The 3,524-nt window shown below is 44.7% G+C and carries 2 protein-coding genes and 1 pseudogene; 1 reads left to right on the top strand and 2 read right to left on the bottom strand.

The annotated features are described in order from the left end of the window. Positions 1-996 (top strand): annotated as a pseudogene (locus tag A4E24_RS03995) (hydantoinase/oxoprolinase family protein); the annotation flags it as partial. Positions 997-1,085: 89 nt separating this feature from the next. Here A4E24_RS03995 and mtaB read toward each other — a convergent pair. Both mtaB and mtaC read right to left on the bottom strand, forming a co-directional pair. After that, on the bottom strand, positions 1,086-2,477 hold the full coding sequence (gene mtaB / locus A4E24_RS03990; protein ID WP_292351883.1) for a methanol--corrinoid protein co-methyltransferase MtaB: 1,392 nt from the start codon (positions 2,475-2,477) through the stop codon (positions 1,086-1,088). Positions 2,478-2,492: 15 nt separating this feature from the next. Then, a complete protein-coding gene (gene mtaC, locus A4E24_RS03985; protein WP_292351881.1) occupies positions 2,493-3,254 on the bottom strand; it encodes a methanol--corrinoid protein MtaC in 762 nt (253 codons plus the stop codon). Positions 3,255-3,524 lie beyond the last annotated feature (270 nt).

Genomic DNA, 3,524 nt, shown 5'->3' with positions numbered 1-3,524 from the left:
CACATTTTTATCGGCCCCAGAAGAGTTATACCCCTGTGCCTAGCGGCAGAAAGGTATCCTGGATTCATTGAAAAACTGAAAAAATGCTTAATACCCTCCCGTAGTTCACTGGATATGAACATCCAGCCAGCAAGGATGTACGTGAGGACTGGATTTGATCCAATAGAACTTGATGAGTTCGAAACTAAAGTTCTTGAAGCCATAGGAAATGAACCTTTAACTCTTGAAGAGATTGCATCCTCTTCTTACAGATATCCATCTTCAGTCATACTTGATAGCCTTATAAGTAAAAGACTGATACAGCCAATTGGTTTTACACCCACCGATGCACTGCATATACTTGGCGAATATACACGCTGGAATGTACAAGGATCCTTGATAGGAGCAAGCCAGTTATCTCGCTTTACCAAAAATGATGAGCTGGGATTTGCACTTGCTGTAAAAGAAAAAATGGCACATAGTATTGCATTTGATTTGATGGCATTTCTTCTTAAGGGTGTTGAAAGAAAAGGTATAGAGCAGATAGTCAATGGTTATTTCCCAGCTCGTTTCAAGCTAGATATGCCAGTAGTAATGATCGGAGGACCTGTTGCTTCCTTTAAAGAAAAGTTGTCTAAGATAATAGATGCGGACATTCATGTTCCAGAGCATGCGGCAGTAGGTAATGCTGCAGGTGCCCTATTTGGAAAAGGAATTAAGAGGGTTGAAATTTTTATCAGACCTTTCTCTGTCTCTGAACCCGATAGGAACTACTTAGTGTTTTCTCCTTTGGGAAGGCACAAACTGGAAACTTACAATGAAGCTCTGAACTATGCAAAAGCAATAGGAATAAGAATTGCAAATGAATACATGGATGATTGTGGAGTAAGTAAACACAATATGGAAATAGAGTTCTCTCAGCAATCATTTTCTCCAGAGGACTGGAAACATGCTCCTTTTGAAACGAGAATTGTAGTCGTAGCTATAGGTTACCCAAAGAAGCAAAATAATGGCTAAAAGTACTAAAAATAAACTTTTTTAAAAAAATAAAGCTTCACCTAGAAGTCAAGGGTTAGAAAAAAAAGAAAAAAGAAAGGAACTCAAGTTTAGAACTTGTAGTTCGCTTCTGGCTTGAATACTTTTACTTCGGACTTGTACAGGGCGAGCATGTCGCTCATGAACTTGTCGGACTCGTCAGTGAGTGCATTGATTGCTTTCTTTGCATCTGCAAGTGCATTCAATTCAAAGCGGGACATTACTAGCTTGCCCTCGGCCTTTGCGCCTTCCAGGATGTTGACGGTCTCAACTGCTGCGTTCTTTGCACGGAGGTACAGGTCGTTTCCGTCCTTGGTGATTGCCTTACCAACTTTCCATGCGTTGTCGTATGCGAGAACATAGCCTTGTGGGTCTCTGTACTTGTCGGAGAGAGCCATCATGTCACGTAGCACTTTTCCGTTTCCGGTGTTGAGTGCAACGTTCATGAGTGCTGCATCCATGCTCAGGGTCTGTGCCCAGCACTGGACTGAGGTACCACCGAATTCACCGTGGTATTCTACAGACTCGTTGGACCACAGGTCACAGCACTGCATTGTCAGGTTACCCATGACATCGCCGTGTGCGCATGTTGCGGACTTTCCTTCCTGGGCGATTGGAGTACCAGTGATGGACTTGACGATAGTGTTCTCGTATCCACAGTCCTTACCTGGACCCTTTGCACCTGCTTCGTATCCTGCGAGTGTTCTTCCTGCAGAGATTGTCCTTGCGATGATTGCAAGGGTGTGAGCAAGGTTCTTGTCAAGCAGTCCACCTGCAATGAACATTGCAGTGTTTGCCTGTGAACAGTCAGTGTCACCAGCAGAGATTACACCCTTCTTCTGGGCGATCTTGCTGATATCCTGCCAGATCATGGTCATGTCAATGGAGCCGAGGCATCCTATTGAGTAGATCAGGCCTGGTACATCGTTTCTCAGGATAGCGTAGTCGAGGACTTCTTTTCCACCCATTGTCTCAATGGACAGGAAGTCTGCTCCACCTTCTGCAACTGCTTCGAAGGATTCCATGAGCAAGTCGTACTTTGGACCGATGAGTGCAAGGTAGTCGCGCTCTTCACGGATGTCACCAGGGGTGTGCCTGAGACCGCACTTTATGCCATACTCTTCATGGTATTCTTCAAGAATGGTCTTCTGGACGTGAGCAATTTCGCCTCCCCATGATGGGTTGTTTGTCATCTGCTGCACGTGTTCTGTTTCGAGTGAGATTGATGGGAAACCAATCTGTACACACCTTGCAAGGATGTCGGTTGTGAGTCTGCGGTATTCGGAGACGAGTTTCTCCTTAGACTGTCCGGCCTCTGGCCTTGGTGCGTAGTTAACCTCGGCTGTAACATAGCCGGCACCGACTTCCAAACCTAACTTTGCCTTTACAGGGTGCTTTGCGTTACCGAAGAGCATGTCGTCGGCCTTGCTGTATGCCATATCAGTGTATCTTTTTACTGTCATTATTGTCACCTCAATTTAGTGCATGTGGAAGTGTTCCTTCAGCTGCTTCAAGCTCTTTCCAGCGAGGATCAGATCTGCCATCTTGGGGGCATTTGCGGCTTCCTCACCATAGACACCAAGCTCATATGTAGTTACGAAGTCCTGGTTAACTGCTCCGCCACCGCACTGGAATGGTACCTTTATACCGGCTTCAAGAAGCCTGTCGTTGACTTCCTTAAAGGCATACATGGTTGTTGTCATAAGTGCTGTACCTGTGAGCATCATTGGCTTCTCTTTCTTTACAGCTGCAATGACCTCATCTACTGGAACATCACGGCCAAGGTCTACGACCTCATAGCCTGCTGCTCTTAACAGGGCTGCGACGATGGTCTTACCGATGTCGTGAACGTCACCCTCAGCGACGTGACATACAATCTTACCCTTTGGAGTGGGGGCGCTGCCGGATTTCTCTTTACAGAATTCGATACCTGCAAGCATTGCATCTGCAGACATCATAACGTTTGGCAGGAAAATTACACCTATGTCATAAAGATCTGTGGTGATCTTCATTCCGGGCATAAGTACATCGTCAATCAACTTGATTGGGTTTGCGCCGCCGGCGATTGCCTTCTTCAGACCTTCGACGACGTCATCCTCTTCGCCCTCGAAAATTGCCTTACATATACTTCTGGCTGGCTCAGCTTTTGGATATTTCTCAGCGGCCATTTCCTCAGGTGTCTGTGCCTTCTCCATCTGCACATTGTACCTTACTAGAATTTTACTGGGGTCTAAATCCATTTATTTACCTCCTTATTGGTTTATGTTGCATGCATAATGCACAGCAACTTAAACATGTGGCAATCAGATAACAGTAGGAACAAGCTGCAATGAGATATATCCCCTTACACCTTAGATCTTATACCTGTTCTCCTTCCTTACCACAAAAGGAAGTACTATTGTACCGCATATAAGTATTGCGGTTAAAGTGATTTTTGCAACCATAATTCAATCTAATATACCGGATAATTTTAATAAAAATCTATTTTTTATAATAGAATAATATTTTAG

The sequence above is a fragment of the Methanomethylovorans sp. PtaU1.Bin093 genome (genome assembly GCF_002067275.1).
Classification (GTDB): Archaea; Halobacteriota; Methanosarcinia; order Methanosarcinales; family Methanosarcinaceae; genus Methanomethylovorans.
The sequence above is the reverse complement of the archived record's forward strand: the minus strand, read 5'-3'. Positions and strand labels throughout refer to the sequence as shown.